General features: G+C 61.5%; 19 protein-coding genes. 13 read left to right on the top strand and 6 right to left on the bottom strand.

What is annotated here, in order from left to right:
* Window positions 1–38: 38 nt before the first annotated feature.
* Together ASE94_RS02525 and ASE94_RS02520 are read left to right on the top strand one after the other, a co-directional pair.
* On the top strand, window positions 39–1,757 hold the full coding sequence (locus ASE94_RS02525; protein ID WP_061907847.1) for a tetratricopeptide repeat protein: 1,719 nt from the start codon (window positions 39–41) through the stop codon (window positions 1,755–1,757).
* Window positions 1,758–1,762: 5 nt separating this feature from the next.
* Window positions 1,763–2,638 carry a 4-(cytidine 5'-diphospho)-2-C-methyl-D-erythritol kinase gene (locus ASE94_RS02520; RefSeq protein ID WP_062629074.1) on the top strand — a complete coding sequence of 292 codons (876 nt, stop codon included), beginning with the start codon at window positions 1,763–1,765 and terminating at the stop codon, window positions 2,636–2,638.
* A 3-nt stretch (window positions 2,639–2,641) separates the two neighbouring features.
* Here ASE94_RS02520 and ASE94_RS02515 read toward each other — a convergent pair whose 3' ends face one another.
* A complete protein-coding gene (locus tag ASE94_RS02515) occupies window positions 2,642–3,661 on the bottom strand; it encodes a polyprenyl synthetase family protein (RefSeq protein WP_061907849.1) in 1,020 nt (339 codons plus the stop codon).
* 209 nt (window positions 3,662–3,870) lie between these two features.
* Here ASE94_RS02515 and ASE94_RS02510 point away from each other — a divergent pair, with 209 nt between their 5' ends.
* From ASE94_RS02510 to ASE94_RS02500, 3 genes are read left to right on the top strand one after another with little or no spacing between them, the layout of a single operon-like run.
* Window positions 3,871–4,536 (top strand): methyltransferase, encoded by a 666-nt coding sequence (locus ASE94_RS02510; RefSeq protein WP_200913567.1) that lies wholly within the window; start codon window positions 3,871–3,873, stop codon window positions 4,534–4,536.
* A gap of 45 nt (window positions 4,537–4,581) precedes the next feature.
* On the top strand, window positions 4,582–5,424 hold the full coding sequence (locus ASE94_RS02505) for a S49 family peptidase (RefSeq protein ID WP_061907851.1): 843 nt from the start codon (window positions 4,582–4,584) through the stop codon (window positions 5,422–5,424).
* A 12-nt stretch (window positions 5,425–5,436) separates the two neighbouring features.
* Complete coding sequence (locus ASE94_RS02500; protein ID WP_061907852.1) at window positions 5,437–5,658, top strand: hypothetical protein; 222 nt, start codon at window positions 5,437–5,439, stop codon at window positions 5,656–5,658.
* A 28-nt stretch (window positions 5,659–5,686) separates the two neighbouring features.
* Here the strand turns inward: ASE94_RS02500 and ASE94_RS02495 are convergent, their stop codons facing one another.
* Window positions 5,687–6,511 (bottom strand): aminoglycoside phosphotransferase family protein, encoded by an 825-nt coding sequence (locus ASE94_RS02495; protein WP_062629073.1) that lies wholly within the window; start codon window positions 6,509–6,511, stop codon window positions 5,687–5,689.
* A gap of 84 nt (window positions 6,512–6,595) precedes the next feature.
* Here ASE94_RS02495 and ASE94_RS02490 point away from each other — a divergent pair, with 84 nt between their 5' ends.
* A complete protein-coding gene (locus tag ASE94_RS02490) occupies window positions 6,596–7,519 on the top strand; it encodes a glycine--tRNA ligase subunit alpha (RefSeq protein ID WP_061907854.1) in 924 nt (307 codons plus the stop codon).
* The gene (locus ASE94_RS02485; RefSeq protein ID WP_062629072.1) at window positions 7,519–8,481 is read left to right on the top strand and encodes an aminoglycoside phosphotransferase family protein; all 963 of its coding nucleotides are present in this window, start codon (window positions 7,519–7,521) and stop codon (window positions 8,479–8,481) included. Before ASE94_RS02490 ends, ASE94_RS02485 begins: the two co-directional genes overlap by 1 nt.
* Before the next feature lie 25 nt (window positions 8,482–8,506).
* On the opposite strand, the gene rnk is transcribed toward ASE94_RS02485, so the two are convergent.
* Complete coding sequence (gene rnk, locus ASE94_RS02480) at window positions 8,507–8,914, bottom strand: nucleoside diphosphate kinase regulator (RefSeq protein WP_062629071.1); 408 nt, start codon at window positions 8,912–8,914, stop codon at window positions 8,507–8,509.
* A 293-nt stretch (window positions 8,915–9,207) separates the two neighbouring features.
* Here rnk and ASE94_RS02475 point away from each other — a divergent pair, with 293 nt between their 5' ends.
* The 5 genes from ASE94_RS02475 to ASE94_RS02455 all read left to right on the top strand — a co-directional run bounded on the left by ASE94_RS02475 (window position 9,208) and on the right by ASE94_RS02455 (window position 15,165).
* On the top strand, window positions 9,208–9,762 hold the full coding sequence (locus ASE94_RS02475) for a LemA family protein (protein ID WP_062629070.1): 555 nt from the start codon (window positions 9,208–9,210) through the stop codon (window positions 9,760–9,762).
* Between the two features lie 4 nt (window positions 9,763–9,766).
* Window positions 9,767–11,674 (top strand): DUF2207 domain-containing protein, encoded by a 1,908-nt coding sequence (locus ASE94_RS02470; protein ID WP_062629069.1) that lies wholly within the window; start codon window positions 9,767–9,769, stop codon window positions 11,672–11,674.
* Complete coding sequence (locus ASE94_RS02465; RefSeq protein WP_062629068.1) at window positions 11,674–12,036, top strand: hypothetical protein; 363 nt, start codon at window positions 11,674–11,676, stop codon at window positions 12,034–12,036. The genes ASE94_RS02470 and ASE94_RS02465 overlap by 1 nt, the downstream gene beginning before the upstream one ends.
* Window positions 12,037–12,100: 64 nt before the next feature.
* The gene (gene glyS / locus ASE94_RS02460) at window positions 12,101–14,125 is read left to right on the top strand and encodes a glycine--tRNA ligase subunit beta (protein ID WP_062629067.1); all 2,025 of its coding nucleotides are present in this window, start codon (window positions 12,101–12,103) and stop codon (window positions 14,123–14,125) included.
* A gap of 59 nt (window positions 14,126–14,184) precedes the next feature.
* Window positions 14,185–15,165, top strand: coding sequence for a DUF808 domain-containing protein (locus tag ASE94_RS02455; protein ID WP_062629066.1), 981 nt, complete (start codon window positions 14,185–14,187; stop codon window positions 15,163–15,165).
* A gap of 164 nt (window positions 15,166–15,329) precedes the next feature.
* On the opposite strand, the gene rnhA is transcribed toward ASE94_RS02455, so the two are convergent.
* Genes rnhA through ispH form a run of 3 tightly spaced genes read right to left on the bottom strand, consistent with a single transcriptional unit; the run spans window position 15,330 to window position 17,291 of the window.
* Complete coding sequence (rnhA, locus tag ASE94_RS02450) at window positions 15,330–15,803, bottom strand: ribonuclease HI (protein ID WP_062629065.1); 474 nt, start codon at window positions 15,801–15,803, stop codon at window positions 15,330–15,332.
* On the bottom strand, window positions 15,796–16,323 hold the full coding sequence (locus tag ASE94_RS02445; RefSeq protein ID WP_061907863.1) for a GNAT family N-acetyltransferase: 528 nt from the start codon (window positions 16,321–16,323) through the stop codon (window positions 15,796–15,798). Before ASE94_RS02445 ends, rnhA begins: the two co-directional genes overlap by 8 nt.
* Window positions 16,320–17,291 (bottom strand): 4-hydroxy-3-methylbut-2-enyl diphosphate reductase, encoded by a 972-nt coding sequence (ispH, locus tag ASE94_RS02440; RefSeq protein WP_062629064.1) that lies wholly within the window; start codon window positions 17,289–17,291, stop codon window positions 16,320–16,322. The genes ASE94_RS02445 and ispH overlap by 4 nt, the downstream gene beginning before the upstream one ends.
* Before the next feature lie 104 nt (window positions 17,292–17,395).
* Here ispH and ASE94_RS02435 point away from each other — a divergent pair, with 104 nt between their 5' ends.
* Window positions 17,396–19,684: a putative PEP-binding protein gene (locus ASE94_RS02435; RefSeq protein ID WP_156351777.1), complete on the top strand. Its 2,289-nt coding sequence runs from the start codon at window positions 17,396–17,398 to the stop codon at window positions 19,682–19,684.
* Window positions 19,685–19,710 lie beyond the last annotated feature (26 nt).

The raw sequence follows: 19,710 nt of genomic DNA, 5'->3' as shown, positions 1-19,710 counted from the left end.
AAATCGTGCCGCCTGCGGCATAGGGAGACTTCTGCAACGTGACCTTGCTTTCCAACCGACTGGTGCGGCCTTTCATGGCGGCGATCCTGGCCATGTCACTCGTGCCCGCCGCTTCCGCCCAGACGGATACCAAGGGCCTCCTAGACATGCTGCAGCTCTTCAAGCCCAGCGCCACCGGCTCTTATCTCGCCGGGCGCCAGGCGCTCAATGAACTGCGCACCGATGAAGCCGCCCGCTATTTCAACCAGGCGGCGCAGAGCGATTGGGACAATCCGGTTCTGGTCGAACGCTCGTTCATTGCCTTTGCCGCCAATGGCGACATGGGGCAGGCCTCGCAGGTCGCGAAGCGCCTGATCGAGCTGGTTGGTCAAAATGAACTCGCCGATTTGGTCGTTGCGACCGAGGCGCTAAAAGAGCGCCGCTATACTGCGGCTGAAGACGCGCTCGAAACCATCTCGCAAGATACGTTTACCGGTATTACCGCTGGTATTCTTCGGGCCTGGGCTCTCGTCGGCGAAAAACGCTATGCCGAAGCCGATGAGTTGATGAGCAAGCTTGGTGCAACGGGGCTCGAGGATTTCCTCGTGTTCCACCGTGCGCTGATGGCGGAAGCTTCGGGCGATAAGGCCAAGGCGCTGGAACTGGCGGCCAAATCGTTCGAGAACGAGCCCTATGTCGCGCGCATGGTGGAAGTCTATGCGCGGATGCTGGCCAATGACGGGAAGTTCGACGAAGCTACGGAAGTCATCAAGACTTTCGAAGACCAAGGGCTGACCCATCCGCTCGTGACCGTGGTCAAGGAAGCGGTAGAGGCCAAGCGCCGGCCGGGCGTCTTCACGACCAATGTGCAGATCGGCGCGGCTGAGATGTTCCACGGTATCGGCGTGGCGCTGTCGCGCGATGGGAGCAAGGACCTGGCGCTCGTCTTTCTGCAGCTGGGCCGTTACCTCGAGCCCAACGCCGACGTGATTTCGCTCGCGGTCGGGCAGTTGCTCGATACCGACGCCCAGCACGATGCGGCCAATAAGATTTACGAATCAATTCCCGCCTCGTCGGTGATGAAGCCGACTGCCGTCGTGCGCATTGCCCAGAATCTCGACGCCATGGGTGACCGCGCTGAAGCGCTGCGCCGGCTGCGCAATATCGTCTCGACAAGCCCTGACGATCTCGACGCCGTTTCGGTGCTCGGCGATCTCTTGCGCTATGACGAACAATATACCGAGGCCGCTGACGCCTATACCAAGGCGCTCGAAATCTCGGGTGGCGAAGCGCCGGCCGATTGGCGCTTCTATTATGTCCGTGGCATCGCCTATGAACGCGCCAAGGAATGGCCGAAGGCTGAGGCCGATTTCCTCAAGGCGCTCAAGCTCAATCCGGACCAGCCGGCCGTTCTCAACTATCTCGGCTATTCCTGGATCGACATGGATATGAACCTCGACGAGGCGCTGACCATGATCGAGCAGGCCGTCGATGCGCAGCCACAGGACGGCTATATCGTCGATTCGCTGGGATGGGCGTTCTACAAGCTCAACCGCATCGACGAAGCGGTGGAAACGCTCGAACGCGCGGTCATGCTGCGGCCCAACGATGCCGAGATCAACGACCATCTGGGCGACGCCTATTGGAAGGCGGGACGGCACCTTGAAGCTCAATTCCAGTGGAAGGTCGCCCGGTCGGTGGACGAAGTGGGCAATGTAGCCCAGCGCGTCGACGCCAAGCTGACCAAGGGTCTCACGCCGGAAACCGCGACGGAATAAACTGCATGACTGAACCGGTCGTTCAGGCAGCGCCAGCCAAGATCAATCTGGCGCTGCACGTTACCCGTCGCCGTGAAGACGGCTACCATGACCTTGAAAGCCTGATCGTCTTCGCCGATGTGGCGGACGAGTTGGAGGCCGTGCCCGCCGACGCAGACGGGCTCGATATTTCGGGCCCTTTCGCATCGGCACTGAGCGGCGGTGGCGTCAATCTCGTGCTCCGCGCCATCGGCGCCTTCCGGCAGCGCTGGCCGGGAACTGTGCCCGATGGGATCGCGGTGCATCTGGTCAAGAACCTGCCGGTTGCGGCCGGCATCGGTGGCGGCTCGGCGGATGCTGCTGCGGCCCTCCGCATTCTGGCGGACATGTCCTCGGCGCCCATTCCGGTTTCGGAACTGGCTGATCTCGCGTCGACACTTGGTGCCGATGTGCCGGCATGCCTGATCAGCCGGCCGTTGGTGGCGCGTGGCGTGGGCGAGATCCTGTCGCCGCTGCCGCAGTTTCCCGATTGCCATGTCGTCTTGGTCAATCCTCTCGTGCCGGTTTCGACGCCAGACGTGTTTCGGCGCCTCCGGGCGCATGACAATTACCCCCTGCCGGCGCTTCCGGAACCGATGACGCGACCGGCGCAATTGGGGCTGTGGCTGGCTGAAACGCGCAATGACTTGCAGCCACCTGCGGTCAAGCTCGTGCCTGTGATCGGGGAGATCGTCGACGATCTCGCGCAGACCCAAGGCTGCATCCTGTCGCGCATGTCGGGATCAGGCGCGACGGTGTTCGGGCTCTTCGGCTCGGAGGGACAGGCCTATCAGGCCGCGCAACTCATGCGCGAGCGCAACCCCGATCATTGGGTCGCAGCGGCGCCATTGCTGACGCCTTAAGCGTTACGATGCGCGGCTGACGCTGTGCATCACCACATCGGCGAGCAGGGTCTTCATCTCATTGTCTTGCAAGGAAGCGAGGGCGGCGACAGCGGCTTCGGCGTGGGCGTGTGCCTTTTCGAGCGTGCGACCAAGCGTGTTGTGCCGATTGAAGATCGCAACCACCTGATTGACTTCGAGCTCCGACGCATCGGCCTTGCCGAGAGCGCCGGCAATGATCGCGCGTTCGGCTTCATTGCCATCGGCAAGCGCGAGGATCACCGGCAGGGTCATCTTGCCTTCGCGGAGGTCGTCGCCGACATTCTTGCCGAGCGCACCGGACTGCCCACCATAATCGAGGGCATCATCGACAAGCTGGAAGGCATTGCCGAGTTCGAGGCCATATTGGGCGAGTGCAGCGCGCCCGGCGGCATCGGCGCCGCCCGACATGGCGCCGACTTCGCAGGCCGCCTTGAAGAGGATCGCCGTCTTGGCGCGAATGACCTCGGCATAATCGGCTTCTGTGGTCGTCAGGTCGCCAGTCTTGGCAAGCTGGAACACTTCGCCTTCGGCCATGACGGCGGATGCGGCAGAAAGCACGCCAAGCGCTTCGATATCGCCGGTTTCGACCATCATCATGAAGGCCTGGCCGAGGAGGAAATCGCCGACAAGGATCGAGGCCTTGTTGCCCCAGACCATGCGGGCCGCTGGCTTGCCGCGGCGCATATCGCTTTCATCGACGACATCGTCGTGAAGCAGCGTCGCATTGTGCATGAACTCGACGGCGGCGGCGAAATTGACCTCATTGCCCACACCCTTGCCGAAGAGCAGGGCCGCAGCGACCGTCAACATCGGGCGCAGACGCTTGCCGCCGCTCTCGATGAGGTAGCGCGCGAGCTCGGGCACCATTTCGACATGGGAATCGGCACGGCTCAGGATCAGGCTATTGACCCTAGCCATGTCATCGGCGGTTGCTGCCAACAGCTTGTCGACCGCATTGCCTGCCGGGATGTCATTCTTTTGGGTCAGAACAGAGACCGCCATTACCGTCCTCGTTTGCCGCACGGCAGCAAATCGGTTGAGCCTGTGAGATCAGCGCAATAAACTCGCGCTGAACCAGCCATCAGGGTGCGATGTCCCTAGACCAGCCAAGTGACTTTGTAAAACACCAAACCACAACGCGCGATGCCTTTTTGGGTGGCCGGATCACTCTGTCGCAACCTCAAAAGGGTTTTCGGGCTGGTTTGGACAGCGTGCTCTTAGGCGCTGCGGTGCGGGCGGGCACGGGACAACTTCTCGATCTTGGTGCCGGCGTAGGGACGGCTGGGCTCGTGGCGCTGTCGCTCGACCGGGCTAAAGAGGCCGTACTGGTGGAGCGGGATGTCGCGACGGCTGACCTTGCCGCACAAAATATTGACGACAACGGATTTGGCGAGAGGGCGAGAGTTCTCCCGCTCGACATTATGTCGCCTGGACCCATGAAGCGCGCGGCGGGTCTGGCTGAGAATTTTTTCGACGTCGTGATCGCCAATCCGCCATTTTTCGAGGCGGGGCAGGGGACGCTGGCGCCCGAAACAAGCCGGGCGGACGCGCGGCACATGGATGGCTCGGCACTCGAAAATTGGGCGCGCTGCGCGGCAGGGTGCGCGAGGGGCGGCGGCGAATTGATCGTGATTTATCCTGCGCAAGGCCTCGTGCATTTGCTCAATGCCATAGCGCCACGCTTCGGCGGCGTCACCGTGCTGCCGATCTCGCCGCGCAGCGGCGAAGACGCGACGCGCCTGCTGGTGCGCGGCACAAAAGGATCGCGGGCGCCGCTGACACTGAAGGCCACCCGCGCCTTGCACGGCGCGGCAGGGCGCGATTTGGCACCCGAATTCGACGCAATTTTCCGTGGGCAGGCAGCGCTCGACTGGTAAATCCTTAAAACCATGCCTAAATCACTGGAAAATAAAGGAGAGGACATGGTTGAGACGGTCGCCCCCAAGCCTAATTTTCTGGCCCGGCTGCTGCGCCGCCCTCCCGTCATTCCTGTGGTTCGCCTGCAAGGTGTGATTGCTGCCGATCAGCGGCCTGGGCGGCTGAATATCGACTCGGTCGATCCGCTCCTCAAACGCGCTTTCGATATGAAGGCGGCTCCGGTGGTCGCCATCGTCGTCAACTCGCCGGGTGGCTCGCCGGTGCAGAGCCGGTTGATCTCCAATCGCATCAGGCAATTGGCCGACCAGAAGGGCAAGCGCGTACTCGTCTTCGTCGAAGATGCGGCCGCATCGGGCGGCTATTTCATTGCCGTGGCGGGCGACGAGATCATTGCCGATCCCTCATCGATCGTCGGGTCGATCGGCGTCATCATGGCTGGCTTCGGCTTTGTCGGGGCGCTTGAAAAGCTTGGCATCGAACGGCGCGTGCATACCGCTGGGCGCAATAAATCGACACTCGATCCGTTCTTGCCCGAAAAGTACGAAGACGTCGAACGCATCAAGCGCTTTGAGCTAGACATCCATCAGGTCTTTATCGAGCACGTCAAACGGCATCGCGCCGGTCGGCTCAAGGCCGATGACGATGTGCTTTTTACCGGCGAATGGTGGCCAGGCCTGCGCGGCCTCGATCTTGGGCTGGTGGATAGTCTTGGTGAACTCCACACGGTGCTGCGCGAACGCTATGGCCAGAACATCGTGCTCAAGCCCATCGCGGCAAAACGCCCGTTCTTTGCCATGCCCCGCCTCGGCTTTTCGGCGAGCGGTGTGGTAGAGGAACTAGCGACAAGTGTTGAGGATCGCGCGCTCTGGGCGCGGCTGGGACTTTAGGTCGAGAGTGTCATGCCGTTACGCATTCTGATTTTCGCGGCACTCGCCGTCATCGTCTATCTCGGCGTCAGGCGCATCTGGCGCGACTGGACGAGCAAGTTCGACAATGACGCGGAAGACGCCAAGCGCCTGCGCCGCGAGCGCGACCTGGCCGAACGCCAGCGCCCCGACGTCATCGACCTCAAACGCGATAAGGATGGAACGTTCAGGCCGAATGATCGGGACGACCGCTAGGTCAGAAGAATTCGCCGGCACCACGCCATCAGGGCGGCATCGTCGGCGGCGAAAGACCAGTAAGCAGCGAGCCATCGTTTCGCTGGACTGAACCCATCATCAAACCCGCGTCAGCCAGCCATGACTGTGCTTGCTGCCTGTCAGCGTCGGTTGCGGCTGGTGAAATCTCTGCATCAAGATAGGCCACGGCACTCCAGAGTTCGAAACGAGCGTCACCGATTACGGACGACGCGCCAAAATCAAGAACGGCCGTGATGCGTTCTCCTTCGGCGAGAACGTTGGCAGGAAAATAATCCAGATGGACCAGAGCCGGCGCTGAGGGTTCATCCATAGGCCTATCCGCCTGAGCCAGAACAGCGGCACGGAGGTCCTCGGGGCAATGCCGGGCGCTCGAAAGGATGCGGGCCTTTGCGTAGTCTCTCCAGAAGTCGCGGCGAAGAGCACCATCTCCCATGATCGGTCCAAAGCTAGTGGCCGGCAGGATAATGGACGAAGTAGACGCGGCGGCGTCGAGATAATTTTGGATGAGGCGAACCCGCTCCAGTCCCGAAACTATCTCGAGCAGCTTCGATAGCGGGACGCCGGATAGCGTGCGTTCGATGACCGCGATGCGCTCGCCTATTTTATGGATGGCCAGCACTTCTGGTGTGAGAAAATCAAGGTGCCGGGCATTGGACATGATGGCGTTGAGGAGGCGCGCCCTCGCTTGCGCATCAGAAAAGCTCGCGCCCGGTCGTGTAAGGCGCAGAACATGAGTGCTCCCCAAGCTATAAACGCAAGCTTCGCCGCCCGAGCCCAAGAGTGGAGCATGGGGAAAACCGAGAGCCGCCAACACCGCAGCGTCGTCGAACACCCGTTTCAGCCTCCACTCTGCGCCATTGACCCGACCATGCGGTCAAACTAGAGGTTTGTCCCGCATAAGTGCAGGACTTTACCGATGACCAACCGCCCCGCTCACATGGACCCGAAGAATTCCTTCCAGGGTCTGATCCTGACGCTTCAGAATTTCTGGGCCGAGCAGGGCTGCGTCATTTTGCAACCCTATGACATGCCGATGGGTGCGGGGACGTCGCATACGGGCACGGTGTTGCGTGCGCTGGGGCCAAAACCCTGGAACGCGGCCTATGCTCAGCCGTCGCGCCGGCCCAAGGATGGGCGCTATGGCGAGAACCCCAACCGGCTCCAGCATTACTACCAGTTCCAGGTGATCCTCAAACCATCGCCGGACAATATCCAGGAGCTCTATCTCCAGTCGCTCTATGCCATCGGCATCGACCCGGCAGTGCATGATCTGCGCTTTGTCGAGGACGATTGGGAAAACCCGACGCTGGGCGCCTGGGGGCTGGGCTGGGAAGTCTGGTGCGACGGCATGGAAGTCAGCCAGTTCACTTATTTCCAGCAGGTTGCGGGTTTCGAATGCAATCCGGTCGCCGGCGAATTGACCTATGGGCTGGAGCGACTGGCCTGCTATCTCCAGAACGTCGACTCCATCATGGAGCTCAACTTCAACGGCGGCGTGGGCGATGCGAAGGTGACCTATGCCGACGTGTTCCTGCAAAACGAGCAGGAGCAATCGAAGTACAATTTCGAGGCGGCAGACACCGAGATGCTGTTCCGCCACTTTGCCGACGCGGAAAAGGAATGCCGCGCCATTCTCGCCAAGGGCGCTGAAGCAAATCGCCAGACCATGGCAATCCCCGCCTATGAGCAGGTGCTGCGCGCCGCGCACAATTTCAACATGCTCGATGCGCGCGGCGTGATCTCGGTCACGGAACGCCAGAGCTATATCCTGCGCATCCGCGAATTGGCCAAGTCCTGCGGCGAAGCCTGGCTGCAGACAGCGGGCGGCGGCGCGGAGTAATGGCGGCGGCGTCGGACGGCCTAGTCACTCCGACGCTCCATCAGCTTGCTCCGATCCTTGATGTTATCGGACTGCCGCCAGCGCTCGCCGTGACGAGGATGCCGGGTGGGTCGAACGCGGTGTTCCGCGTCGATCTTGCGAACGGTGAGCGCGTCAATATCAAGACCTCTGACGATTTGCGCGGCAAGGCGCCGGCGCGAGAGGCTCATGCGGCAAAGCTTTTGGCAGACGCGGACATCGCTGCGACGCGCTATCTGTTTTCTGACGAAAGCTGCACCCAGCTTCCATATCGTTTTGCGGTGACAAGCTATCTGCCCGGACAAACTCTTGAGCAGCTCAAATTAGCGGGCGGCATCGGGCTCGATAATGCCTACCGGGAGATGGGCGCGCTACTGAGACAGGTGCACGGTGTGTCGCTGCCTTTATATGGGGCGATTGATGACGGCGAGGACACGCACCGACATCGGACAAATTCGGCCTTCATCGCAGCCTTTGCCACCGCGGCGATTGAGCGTTTCCGCGCGGAAGGTGGGGCGGCCGAATTGGCGGTGCGAATGGAAGTGGCCGTGTCCACGCATCTGGATGCAGCCGATCACAGTCTTGGTCCCGTCTTTGCCCACAATGATTTCCAAATTGGCAATGTCCTCGCTGAAGTCAGGAACGGCGCGGTCGTCGTGACGGGGCTGATCGACTTTGGAAATGCGCTGGCGGCCGACGCTATCTTCGACCTCGCCAAGGCAATTTTCTGTACCGAGCATATGGTGTCGGGCGCGGGCGCTCTGCTGCTCGAAGGCTATGGCGTGATCGACTATCCAGAACCGCAGCGCGCGCTCTGGCTCTATACGCTGCTGCATCGGGTTTCGATGTGGGCCTGGCTGCGCCATATCGGCGTGATTGCGCGCGGTCAGCATGATGCGTTGATCGATGATCTCGAAGCAATGCTGGCCGAGCGCGGTCTATAAGAAGCGGTCGCCGAGCAAAAGCCGACTAAGCCTCCACCGGTGCTTTTACCGTTTCCACAGTCAGCTTGTGGCGCTTGTCCGCGCGGTCGCGCCAGGTGATGGATTGGCCGGTTTTGAGGCCGATCAATGCGGTGCCGATTGGTGTCATCACCGAAATGCGGCCCTGGTCGATGTCGGCGTCGGCAGGGTAGACGAGGGTGACGGTCTGCTGCTGGCCGCCATTGGTGCTGTAGGTGACGGTCGAGCCCATGCGGGCGATGCTTTCGGGCACTTTGCCGTCGGCGACGACTTTGGCGCGTTCGAGCTCGGCAAGTAGCCGATCGGCAAGGTCTGGCCAGCGGTCGAGGCCGGCTTCGGCGAGGGCGGTGAGTTTGGCGTGGTCGCTCGTGCCCAACACGATGGCGGGGGCGAGATCGCGGCGAATATCGGTCATGATGGATCCTCTCGGTCCGGCGCGCAAAACTGCGGCGACTGGAGCCGTTGTGAAAAAATAAAAAGATGCCGGTGGGGCGAAATGCCGAGCCCTAAGCAGGCTCCGGCGGGCGCATGCCTAGGGTCTCTATCCTGCGAGGAGGACGATACGGCGATAGGTGTGGCGCATGGTGTTCATGCGCACAAAGCTATGCATTGACGCCGCGAAGTCAAGCCCGGCGCTCTCGCGCCCCGTTGCATTGGCCAAGCCAAACTGCCAGTGTCCGCTCCGTTGGCTTGAGGGAGTTGAGCGCAATGGAATGGGTCATTCTCGCCCTGGTCGTGGGCGTCGTCGGTTATGCCATCGTCATCTACAATGGCTTGGTTCGAAACCGTCAGATGGTGGCCGAAGGCTGGTCCGGCATCGACGTGCAATTGAAACGCCGCACCGATCTCATTCCCAATATGATGGAGACGGTGAAGGGCTATATGGGCCATGAGCGCGAGACGCTGCAGGCCGTGGTCGAAGCGCGCGCCAAGGCAACGAGCGCAAGCGCGGCCGGCCCGGAGGCCCGCGCCAAGGCGGAAGGCGAATTGTCCTCGGCCCTTGGCCGGCTGATCGCGGTGGCCGAGGCCTATCCCGACCTCAAGGCGAATACCACTTTCCTTGAATTCCAGACGGCGCTGCAGACCGTGGAAGACGAAATCCAGATGGCGCGGCGCTACTATAATGGCGCGGTGCGTAACTTGAACATCCAGGTCGAATCCTTCCCGTCCAACCTTGTCGCCAACACTTTCAAATTCGAGAAGGCGCAGTATTTCGAGCTCGACAACGAAGCCGAGCGGCAGGCGCCGGTGGTGAAGTTCTAGAGACATGAAGGCACTTGTCGCCTGGGTCACGGCGCTTCTGGCGCTGGTTTTTCTCGCCATGCCGGCATTGGGGCGCGAGGAAATCCGCGCCTTTGCCTCGGACGTGACGCTGCGCACCGATGGTTCGGTGCGTGTGATCGAAACCGTTGATGTCAATGCCGAAGGGCTCGAGATCCGCCGCGGCATCTATCGCGATGTTCCGACCGTGCTGCAGGGGCCATCGGGCAACAAGATCCGCGTCGGGCTTGAGGTCGAATCGGTGACGCGCGACGGTAATGCGGAGATGTTCCGCACCGAGCGCATGGGCAATTTCCAGCGCATCTGGATCGGCGATCCCGACCAGTTCATTGATCGCGGCGCACATCGCTTCGTCATCACCTACACCATGGACCGGATGGCGCGACCATTCGAGACCTATGACGAGCTCTATTGGAACGCGACGGGCAATTACTGGAATTTTCCCATTCTGCGCTCGGTCGCGCGGGTGACACTGCCTGAGGGCGCTGTCATCGAGAACATGTCGGCCTTTACCGGCGACGTCGGTTCGAGGGAAACGGCCGTGACCATCACGCGGACATCGGACAACCAGGCGACGTTCCGCACCCAGCGCGAATTGGGGCCGGGGGAGGGGATGAGCTTTGCCGTCTCGTTCCAAAAGGGCATCATTGCCTTTCCGACCGGCGTCGATGCCTTGGTTCAGGAAGCGTCCGACCTGCGCGAGGTCTGGCTGCCGGTCGTCGCGGTGCTCCTGCTGCTCCTCTACAATTTTGGCGCCTGGATACGCGTTGGCCGCGATCCGCCCAAGGGCACGATCATTCCGCTCTTTCATCCGCCCAAGAATTTCTCGCCGGCCCTAACGCACTATGTCCACAAATGGGGCTTTGCCAATTCTGGCTGGACGGCGATGACGGCGGCGATCTTTGATCTTGGGGTCAAGGGGCTGGTGACGATCAAGAACACCGACGATGGGCTCACCGTCCAAGCGACCGGCAAGGCGCCCGATGCGCCGCTGCCGGTTGGGGAGGAAGTGCTCAATCGCTATTTTTCGAGCCAGGGCGAGGTGACTGTCGGCAAATCGACGGGCGTCGAACTGGCGCGGCAGCGCAGCGAATTCATGAGCGCCATCCAGCGTGAAAACCAGAAAATCTGGTTCAACCATAATTTCGGTTTTGCAGCGTTGAGCGTAGTCCTGACCATTCTGATGCTTGTCGGCATGGTGGCGCTCGATGTGCTGGAGCCGGTCTGGCTGATCGTCGCCTTTGTCGGCGGAATTTTTGCCGCGGTGATCGGCTCGATCATTTTGAGTGTGATGAAACAGGGGGGCTGGCAGCGTTATCTGACGCTCGCAATTATCGGCATTTTCGGCTTCAATTTCGTCGGTGGCATGCTCGAGACATTCTCGGGTGTAACGATCAACTCGGCTGCTCTCGCCGCGGGTTCGATGGTGCTGATCACAGCGATCTTCGCGGTTCTGATGCGTGCGCCGACCGTGCAGGGCCGGAAGGTGATGGACGAGATCGAGGGTTTTAAACTCTATCTCGATACCGCCGAAAAAGAGCGCCTTAACATCATGGCGGAGCCGCCGATGACTGTGGAGCGGTTTGAAAAAATCCTGCCCTATGCCATTGCCCTAGGCGTCGAAAAGCCGTGGTCGGAACATTTCGAATCCGAACTGGCGCGCAATGCCGTCAGCGATGTGTCGAGCACTGGCTACAATCCTTATTGGTATTCGGGCGGCTCGCGCGGTTTTTCGCCGGGCTCGATTTCCAATACCGTCAGCGCCGCAACGACCGGCATGGCCGCGGCGATGATCGCGGCGCAGCCCGTTCAGGCAAGTTCTTCCGGCTCGAGCGGCGGTGGCGGCGGCTTCTCCGGCGGGGGTGGCGGCGGCGGCGGAGGCGGGGGCTGGTAGTGGCGGCCTCACCCTATGAGCGGGATGTCATCGCGCCTGTCGCCATTTATCATCGCGTGGAATTTGGCGACCCGGATCCCAACCTGCCGGGCCAGTTCGGCTATTTCTACAACTATATCGACTACGACTTCACACTGGGCGGCCGCACCCTTTCGGCGCGGCATTATCTCGATGAGCCGCAGCGGGCGCTTTTGCTCGGGACGCCGGTTGAGGACGAGCTGACGCTGCTGGTCCTGCAGTTTTTGTTGATGCGCTACGACACGCTCGAATGGCTTGGCCGGGATGGCTATCTGAAAGTACCCAAGCCGGTGATGAACGCGGTGCGGGAGCGGCTCGACATCCACCTGGCGCGTTCGGGTTAAGCGCTTGGTGGACATTGGCCGATGCACTTGCTAGGCAAACACGCGCTCTTTGACTGGTTAGACCATGCCCGAACTCCTGCTTGAACTCTTCTCCGAGGAAATCCCCGCCCGCTTCCAGCGTCGCGCTGCCGAGGACCTCAAGAAAGCCGTCACCAATGCCTTGGTCGATGCGGGTCTCGTCTATGAGGGCGCCAAAGCCTTTGCGACGCCGCGCCGCCTGGCGCTGACCGTCAATGGCCTGCCGGCGCGCTCGCCGGATACGCGCGAAGAAAAGAAGGGTCCCAAGGTCGGTGCGCAGCAGCCGGCGATCGACGGGTTCCTGCGCTCGGCGGGGCTCACCTCGCTCGATCAGGCCAAGGTCGAAAGCGATCCGAAAAAGGGCGACTTTTACGTTGCCGTCATTGACAAGCCCGGCGCTGACGCCGTGACGCTGCTCTCCGGTATTTTGCCGAAAATCCTGACCGAATTTCCCTGGGCCAAATCCATGCGCTGGGGCTCGGGCAGCTTTAACTGGGTCCGTCCGCTTCGCGCCATCACCGCGACGTTTGGCACCGAAAATGACGAACCGACCGTCGTGCCTTTTACGGTTGCTGGCACCGCTGCCGCGCAAACGACTTTTGGCCACCGCTTCCTCGCGCCCGACGCGATCCGCGTGCGCCGGTTCGACGACTATGTGACCGCGCTTGAGCGCGCTAAGGTCGTCCTCGATATCGACCGCCGCAAGGATATTATCCGGGGCGACGCCGATCACCTGGCTTTTGCGCAGGGCCTGACTGTCATTCACGACGAAGGCCTGCTCGAAGAAGTCGCCGGTCTCGTCGAGTGGCCCAATGTGATGATGGGGTCGTTCGATCCTGACTTCCTCAAGCTGCCCGAGGAAGTGATCATCGCGACGATCCGCGCCAACCAGAAATGTTTCTGCCTGCGCGATGCGACCGGCAAGCTGGCGCCCAATTTCATCATCACGGCGAACACGATCCCGACGGATGGCGGCGCCGTCGTGATCGCTGGCAATGAGCGCGTCATCCGCGCGCGCCTCTCGGACGCGGCATTCTTCTATCAGGGTGACCTCGCCATTCCGCTCGAGCATGGTCTGCCCAAGCTCGAAGACATGGTGTTCCACGCCAAGCTCGGCACGCAGTTCGCCATGGTCGAACGGCTAATAAAGCTGGCGGCCGAGATCGCGCCGCAGGTGGGCGCCGATATCGAAAAGACCAAGCGCGCGGCGATGCTGGCGAAGGCCGATCTGGTCACCGGCATGGTTGGCGAATTCCCCGAATTGCAGGGGCTGATGGGGCGCTACTATGCGACGGCGCAGGGCGAGCCGGCTGAAATCGCCAATGCGCTCGAAATGCACTATAAGCCCGTCGGCCCTTCGGACCGGGTGCCAACGGAGCCGGTTTCGATCGCTGTGGCACTGGCCGATAAGCTCAATGTCCTCTCGGGTTTCTGGTCGATCGACGAAAAGCCGACTGGCTCGCGCGACCCCTTTGCGCTGCGCCGCGCCGCGCTCGGCGTCATCCGCATCATCACCGAAAATGGCCTCAAATTCCCGATCAAGGTCGATGCGGATCTCTTGGCGTTCTTCCATGATCGCCTAAAGGTGTCGCTGCGCGATGCCGGGGCGCGGCATGATCTTGTCGATGCCGTCATTTCCGCAGACAGCAGCGACATTCTCCAGATCACGCAGCGTGCCGAAGCGCTATCGACCCTGCTCTCAAGTGATGATGGCAAGAACCTTCTCGCTGGTTATCGCCGCGCCGCCAATATCCTGGCGGCCGAAGAGAAAAAGGACGGCAAGGCCTTCGCTGGTGCAGTCGATCAGGCAGCGCTGAAACTGCCGGAAGAAGAGGCGCTGGCCTTTGCGGTGGATGCGGTCCACGCGTCGGTCACGAACCATGTGGCCAAGGATGACTACAAGGGCGCGATGGCGGAGCTTGCAACTCTCCGTGCGCCTGTGGATGCGTTCTTTACGGCCGTTCTGGTCAACGATGCCGACCCGGCGGTTCGCGCCAATCGCCTCAATCTGCTCGCGCGGTTGCGCGACACTATGCATCTCGTGGCCGATTTCGGCAAAGTCGCCGGCTAATTGCAACCGCGCCCGTGTGGCGCGGTTTTGCTTTTGCATCAACGGATTGAGGACCGTCCATGAGTGTTGGCCTGCTTGCTTTGCTCGATGACGTCGCCGGGCTCGTAAAAGTCGCTGCCGCTTCGCTTGACGATGTCGCGGGGCAGGCGGCCAAGGCGGGCGCCAAAGCTGCGGGCGCGGTCATCGACGATGCGGCGGTGACCCCGAACTATGTGCAGGGTTTTACGGCCGACCGGGAATTGCCGATCGTCGGCAAGATCGCCTGGGGTTCGATCAAGAACAAGCTGCTGTTCCTTCTTCCAGCGGCGCTGCTGCTGAGCTTTTTTGCGCCTTGGCTGATCACACCGCTGCTAATGATTGGCGGCGCCTACCTTTGTTATGAGGGCGCCGAAAAGGTCTTTCACATGTTCGCGCCGCACCAGGCCGAGCATCATGAAGCAGGCCTCGAGCCCGCAGCGATCGATCCGCAGACGCTCGAGGATCAAAAAGTCGGCGGCGCGATCAAGACCGATTTCATTCTCTCGGCCGAGATCATGACGATCATTCTGGCCGCGATCGAAGTGGGTGATTTCTGGACGCGGGCGGCTGTGCTAGCCGTCGCGGGTGTTGGCATCACCGTGGTCGTTTATGGCGCCGTGGCGCTGATCGTGAAGGCCGACGATTTCGGGCTCTTCATGGCCAAGAATGGCAAGACCGGCGCGGGTCGCGGGTTCGGCCGGGGGCTTGTCGTCGGCATGCCCTATTTTATGCAGGCGCTCAGCATCATCGGGACGGCGGCCATGACCTGGGTCGGTGGCTCGATCGTCGCGCATGGGCTTTATGAATTTGGGCTCGATTGGCCCGAGCATGTGATCGAAGCCGCAGCGCATTGGGCCGAGCACATCTTCCCGTCGATCGCGGCTGTGGCGGGGTGGTTTGCGACGGCGTTTGTGGACTTTTTCTTTGGGTTGGCCCTTGGGGCGCTGTTGATCCCGGTCGCTGGCTATGTGATTGCGCCGGCTTGGAAGGCGATTAAGCGGATGCTGCCGAAGCGGGCTTGAGACTCCCCTCTTCCCTTTTCCTCTCCCCATCGGGGAGAGGTGGCTCGGCGTAGCCGAGTCGGTGAGGGGGCGCTGTCTGCGATCACCGCTACATACCCCTCATCCGACGCTGCGCGCCACCTTCCCCCCGAGGGGGAGAAGAATAAGAGGGCGTTCGCGCAAATTCAAAACGGCGGCGCGAAACCTTCCGAGGCCTTCTTGCCCTTGAACGGCGCCATGCCTTCGCGGGCGAGTTCGTCGGCGCGTTCGTTGAGTTCGTCGCCGGCATGGCCTTTGACCCAGTGCCAGGAGATCTGGTGGCGCTTGGTCGCTTCGTCGAGCGCTTGCCAGAGTTCGACGTTCTTCACCGGCTTCTTGTCGGCGGTTTTCCAGCCGTTTTTCTTCCAGCCGTGGATCCAGCCCTGGACACCGTTTTTGACATATTGGCTATCGGTGTGGAGGTCGATGGCGCAGGGGCGCGTCAGGGCGTTGAGCGCTTCGATGGCGGCGGTGAGCTCCATCTTGTTGTTGGTGGTGTGCGCTTCGCCGCCCTTCAGCTCCTTGCGGTGTTGACCGAATTGCAGGATGGCGCCCCAGCCGCCGGGGCCGGGATTACCCGAGCAGGCGCCGTCGGTATGGATGATGACAGGTTCAGCCAATGCTTGGTCGCCTCAGGATATGGAATTGGCAGGTCAATCCGCCGGGCTCGACCTCAACGTGTGTCGGCTCCATGCCGATCTTGCGGAGGACGGCAAGGGAGGGTTCGTTGCGCGTATCAGCAAAGCCGATGAAATGCGTGCCGGTCGTTTCGCGAAAATACCAATCGCGGAGGCCGGCGGCCGCTTCCTTGGCAAAACCCTGGCCGTGGTGCTCTTCGAAAAGCGCATAGCCGATTTCGGGCTCGCCAGTGGGGCCATAGATGCCGAAGCCGGCGCGGCCGATAAAGGCGCCATCGCTTTTGCGGGTGAGGCGCAGCTTGCCCAATTGGCGGGTTTCAAAGAGATCGATCCAACCGCGCAGCGCAGCCTCGGCCTTTTCGCGTGGCCAGGGCTCGCCGCTTGCCGAGAGATAGCGAGCGACATTGGGCGTGCCATGGAGCGCCACAAGATCATCGAGTTGATCGAGCCGCCAGCCGGACAGCACCAGCCTTTCGGTCTCGAACAGGGCTAGGTCTTTCATCGGCCGACGGCCACTTCCATGGTGCGCAGCACCTTCGGAATATTGAAGGCGATGTTTTCTTCGGCGGTGGTCTTGGTTTCGACCGTCACGTCATAGCGCGCGGCAAAGGCATCGATGACTTCCTCGACGAGGCTTTCTGGGGCCGAGGCACCCGCGCTGACGCCGAGCGACTTGATGTCACCATAACGCGACCAGTCGATTTCGCTGGCGCGATCGACAAGGGTCGCGATTTTGCAACCGCTGCGAAGGGCGACTTCGACGAGGCGCTGGGAATTCGAGGAATGGGGCGAACCAACCACGATCATGGCTTCCACCATCGGCGCCACGGCCTTGATCGATTCCTGGCGATTGGTCGTTGCGTAGCAGATGTCTTCTTTGTGCGGTCCGTTGATCGCGGGGAAGCGCACCTTAAGGGCAGCGACGATCTCGCGCGTATCATCGACGCTGAGGGTCGTCTGCGTCACGAAGGCAAGCGTGTCGGGATTTTTTGGCGTGAAGCTATTGGCGTCGGCAACGGTTTCAATGAGCGTGACGGCACCCTCAGGCAATTGGCCCATTGTGCCGATGACTTCGGGATGTCCGGCATGGCCGATCAGCACGATCTCGTGACCTTCTTCGAAATGCCGCGAGGCTTCGACATGGACTTTGCTCACGAGCGGGCAAGTGGCGTCGAGGAAGAACATGTTGCGCGATTTGGCATCGGCCGGCACGCTTTTGGGCACGCCATGCGCCGAAAAGACCACAGGAGCCTCGGTGGCCGGGATTTCGTCGAGCTCTTCGACGAACACCGCGCCCTTGGCCTTAAGGCCTTCAACCACGTATTTATTATGGACGATGGCATGACGCACATAGACCGGCGCGCCATATTTCTGCAGCGCCAGCTCCACAATCTGGATGGCGCGATCAACGCCCGCGCAAAATCCACGGGGTGCACAGAGCAGGATGTCGAGGTGTGGCCGTTTTTCCATGAGAGATCAGATGCTTTCGGTAACCCCTCAAGTCAAGTGCTGTTGCAGCCGGAGGGGGCGCTGAGGCAATATGAGGCGAGAATGAAGTCAGGGACGGTTGGCCGGTGAGTCTTGCCCAGGAAATGTTTGCGATCGCCCCGGCCCAGGGGAAGGCAAACCTTACCTCCGCGCAGCTCAAACTGCTGGCCGGCAAGGCGCGCTGGATTTTTCGCGTCGGCGAGGCGGGTTTTCCGACGGTGCCCACGATCGCGATTACCCGTGCCGCTTGGGAGGCACTGCAGGCCGAACGGGGGCGGCTCGATACGCGCCTCAGAACCCATTGGGTGACTTGCCTTTTCAAACTCGTCGATAAGGACGGAAAGCCGCCTCTGCTGGCGGTGCGCACCTCGGCGGCAAATCACAATAGTGGCTTGCAGCCGGCCCGTATCGGCATTGCGGCGCCGACAGCGCCAGAGGATTCGGTCGATCCGACCCGGGCTCTGGCGAAGGCGGTCAAGCAAGCCTTCGACAGCTATGGCTTTCCGCAGAAGTCATGGGCGAGTTTCCGCCAGGATGACGACCGGGCAAGGCAAATCGTGCTGGTGCAGGTGGCGGCAGAAGGCGAGATCGAACAGTTTCTGACGCGCAATGCGACGACGGGGGCATTGGGGCCCGCGCCGCTCAATGGGGTGCCACTGCCCAAGCTGCCAGAAGGTGTGGGATCGTTGATCTCGCTGCTCGATGCCAAGGCCGGGCGCCATATGGCCTGCCTCGTGACGATCAATCGCGGCAAGGTGCAGTTTCTCTCGGCCCGTCCCGTGCAGGCTTCGGCAGCGGCCGAACTAGAGGCGGCGGTCGATCGGGTGCAGAACAAGATCTGGTCGCCGCATAATGCGGTGAGCCGCGTCGATCCAAACCGCCTGCCGCAATTGCTGCATCCGCGCATCAAATCGACCGACGATGTGGTGCCGATCGCGACGGGGCTCGGCGTGTCGCCGGGGGCCGCAAGCGGCATCATCACCTTTTCAGCCGACGACGCCGCGCGACTACGGGCGAGGGGCAAGCATTGCATTCTTGTCGTCAATGAAACCGGGCCGGCCGATATCGAAGGCATGAAGGCCGCAACCGGGATTTTGACGGCGCGTGGCGGCATGACGAGCCATGCCGGGGTTATCGCGCGTATCACCGGAAAGCCTTGCGTAGCGGGGGTTCGCACACTGTCGGTCGATACGGTGGAAATGGTTTGCCGCATCGGCTCGCGGGAATTCCGGCCCGGCGATCGGCTGACGATCGATGGTAGCGACGGTTCGGTCTATACCGGCACACTGCCCCTTTCGCAGCCGCATATCGGCGGTGCGATCGGCACTTTGCTCGGCTGGTCCGATGCGAGCCGCGCCGTTTCGGTCCGCACCAATGTCGAGACGGTGGAATCCGCTGCAACCGCGCTGAGTTTTGGGGCCGAGGGCATTGGTCTGGCGCGGTCCGAACACATGTTCTTCTCGCCCGAGCGCATGGTGGCGCTGCGGCGCATGATCCTGTCCGAGGACGAAGAGGCGCGCAGCCTTGCCGTCAACGGGCTGGTCGATTTCCAGACCGGCGACTATTCGGCGCTGTTCTCGGTGATGGGTGGACTGCCCGTGACCGTCCGTCTCTTCGATCCGCCGCTGCATGAATTCTTGCCGCGGAGCGAAGAGGAAATCGAGGACACGGCGGCCTCGCTGGGGGTTGCCGTACGTGCCTTGCGCATGCGGCTAGAGCGGATTGCCGAAGTTAATCCGATGCTGGGCCATCGCGGCGTGCGGCTTGCCATAACCTATCCCGAGATTCTGCAGATGCAGATGCAGGCTGTGATTGCCGGCGCGCGGGAGGCGAGCGAACGTCTCAACAAGACCATTCCCGTCGAGGTCATGGTCCCTTTCGTCTCGACTGCGTCCGAAGTCGCCTGGGTGCGCGAACGCATGATGGCGATCATCGCCAATTCGGGTCTCCTTAAATCGGACAAGGTGACTTTCTCCTTCGGCACGATGATCGAATTGCCGCGCGCATGCCTCCGCACGGGCGACATCGCCAACATGGTCGATTTCATCTCCTTCGGCACCAATGACCTGACGCAGACGACGTTCGGGATTTCGCGCGACGATGCGCCGACATTCCTTGCCGTCTATCAGCGCAAAGGCATTTATGAGCGCGATCCCTTTGTGACCATTGACGAAAAGGGGGTCGGCGAAATGATCTCCATCGCCATCGAGCGGGGGAGGGCGGCCAATCCCAAGCTCAAGATCGGCATTTGCGGCGAGCATGCCGGCGATCCCGTTTCGCTCAAATATTTTGCCGGCCTTGGCGTCGACTATGTTAGCTGCGCGCCATACCGCGTGCCGGTCGCGCGTTTGACGCTGGCGCAGGCGGCGACGTGACGCGCCACACTTTTGGCTGACCCCAT

The sequence above is a fragment of the Devosia sp. Leaf64 genome (assembly GCF_001421945.1).
Taxonomy (GTDB): Bacteria; Pseudomonadota; Alphaproteobacteria; order Rhizobiales; family Devosiaceae; genus Devosia.
The sequence above is the reverse complement of the archived record's forward strand: the minus strand, read 5'-3'. Positions and strand labels throughout refer to the sequence as shown.

What these genes read in the sequence shown, in the direction of transcription:
- ispH (WP_062629064.1), bottom strand. Translation starts at nt 17,291, where the DNA reads ATGGAAAAACGGCCACACCTCGACATCCTGCTCTGTGCACCCCGTGGA.
- ASE94_RS02475 (WP_062629070.1), top strand. Translation starts at nt 9,208, where the DNA reads ATGGAATGGGTCATTCTCGCCCTGGTCGTGGGCGTCGTCGGTTATGCC.
- ASE94_RS02490 (WP_061907854.1), top strand. Translation starts at nt 6,596, where the DNA reads ATGACCAACCGCCCCGCTCACATGGACCCGAAGAATTCCTTCCAGGGT.
- ASE94_RS02470 (WP_062629069.1), top strand. Translation starts at nt 9,767, where the DNA reads ATGAAGGCACTTGTCGCCTGGGTCACGGCGCTTCTGGCGCTGGTTTTT.
- ASE94_RS02500 (WP_061907852.1), top strand. Translation starts at nt 5,437, where the DNA reads ATGCCGTTACGCATTCTGATTTTCGCGGCACTCGCCGTCATCGTCTAT.
- ASE94_RS02505 (WP_061907851.1), top strand. Translation starts at nt 4,582, where the DNA reads ATGGTTGAGACGGTCGCCCCCAAGCCTAATTTTCTGGCCCGGCTGCTG.
- glyS (WP_062629067.1), top strand. Translation starts at nt 12,101, where the DNA reads ATGCCCGAACTCCTGCTTGAACTCTTCTCCGAGGAAATCCCCGCCCGC.
- rnk (WP_062629071.1), bottom strand. Translation starts at nt 8,914, where the DNA reads ATGACCGATATTCGCCGCGATCTCGCCCCCGCCATCGTGTTGGGCACG.
- ASE94_RS02515 (WP_061907849.1), bottom strand. Translation starts at nt 3,661, where the DNA reads ATGGCGGTCTCTGTTCTGACCCAAAAGAATGACATCCCGGCAGGCAAT.
- ASE94_RS02485 (WP_062629072.1), top strand. Translation starts at nt 7,519, where the DNA reads ATGGCGGCGGCGTCGGACGGCCTAGTCACTCCGACGCTCCATCAGCTT.
- ASE94_RS02445 (WP_061907863.1), bottom strand. Translation starts at nt 16,323, where the DNA reads ATGAAAGACCTAGCCCTGTTCGAGACCGAAAGGCTGGTGCTGTCCGGC.
- ASE94_RS02455 (WP_062629066.1), top strand. Translation starts at nt 14,185, where the DNA reads ATGAGTGTTGGCCTGCTTGCTTTGCTCGATGACGTCGCCGGGCTCGTA.
- ASE94_RS02520 (WP_062629074.1), top strand. Translation starts at nt 1,763, where the DNA reads ATGACTGAACCGGTCGTTCAGGCAGCGCCAGCCAAGATCAATCTGGCG.